We start from the raw sequence: 1010 nt of genomic DNA, 5'->3' as shown, positions 1-1010 counted from the left end.
GGCACCCGCCTGCACCTGCGGATCTGCGTCGACTATTCCGCCCGGGACGCGATCATCGCGGCGGCGCAGGCGCTCCAGGGCGGCGACGCCTCCCGGGAGAGTTTCGGCGCGCTGGTGGCCGGGCAGATGCACGGCTCGCCGGTGGACGTGGACCTCGTGATCCGCACCGGCGGCGAGCAGCGCCTGTCGGATTTCCTGCTGTGGGAGGCGGCCTATGCCGAACTCCACTTCACCGACCGGATGTGGCCGGATTTCGGGCCCGACGACCTCGCCACGGCGATCGCCGACTTCGCCCGCCGGGATCGCCGCTTCGGCGGCCTGAAGGCGCCCGCGGTTCCGGCGGCGGCCTGACCCCCGGCCCGCTTGACGGGCGCGCCGGCTCAGGCAGAGGCTTTTCGCCATGACCGAGACCCGCACGACTGAAACGCTCGCCAACCGCCGCGTCCTCCTCGTCATCGGCGGCGGCATCGCGGCCTACAAGGCCCTCGACCTGATCCGGCGCCTGCGCGAGCGGGGCGCCAGCGTCTGCCCGGTGCTGACCGCGGGCGCGCAGGAATTCGTGACGCCGCTCGCCGCCGCGGCGCTCGCGGGCGAGCGGGCCCATACCGACCTGTTCGACCGGGCCGAGGAGGCCGATATCGGCCACATCAAGCTGGCCCGACAGGCGGATGCCGTCGTGGTGGCGCCGGCCACCGCCAACCTGATGGCCCGGATGGCGGGCGGCCACGCCGCCGACCTCGCGACCACGATCCTGCTGGCCACAACCCTGCCGATCCTGATCGCGCCGGCCATGAACGTGCAGATGTGGGCGCATCCGGCGACCCGCCGCAACCGCGCCACCCTGGAGGGCGACGGGATCCGCCTCGTCGGGCCCAATGCCGGCAAGATGGCCGAGGCGGAGACCGGCCCCGGCCGCATGGCCGAGCCCAACGAGATCGCCGACGCCGTCGAGCGGATGCTTGCCGAGGCGGGCGCCGGGGCCCCGGGCCTCGGCTTCCTGTCGGGCCGCC

At 74.3% G+C, this 1010-nt stretch carries 2 protein-coding genes; both read left to right on the top strand.

Annotated features, from left to right (window positions below; genetic code table 11):
• Positions 1–351, top strand: a 351-nt coding sequence (locus FV228_RS30795) for an undecaprenyl diphosphate synthase family protein (RefSeq protein ID WP_187277985.1), incomplete at its 5' end; no start/stop codon positions are given.
• Between the two features lie 49 nt (positions 352–400).
• Positions 401–1010 (top strand): flavoprotein (locus FV228_RS30790; protein WP_281406554.1); only part of this gene is annotated, 610 nt, incomplete at its 3' end.

Origin of the sequence: Methylobacterium sp. WL18 (assembly GCF_008040015.1) — a bacterium.
Taxonomy (GTDB): Bacteria; Pseudomonadota; Alphaproteobacteria; order Rhizobiales; family Beijerinckiaceae; genus Methylobacterium; species Methylobacterium mesophilicum.
This window is presented reverse-complemented; position numbering and strand designations above follow the sequence as displayed.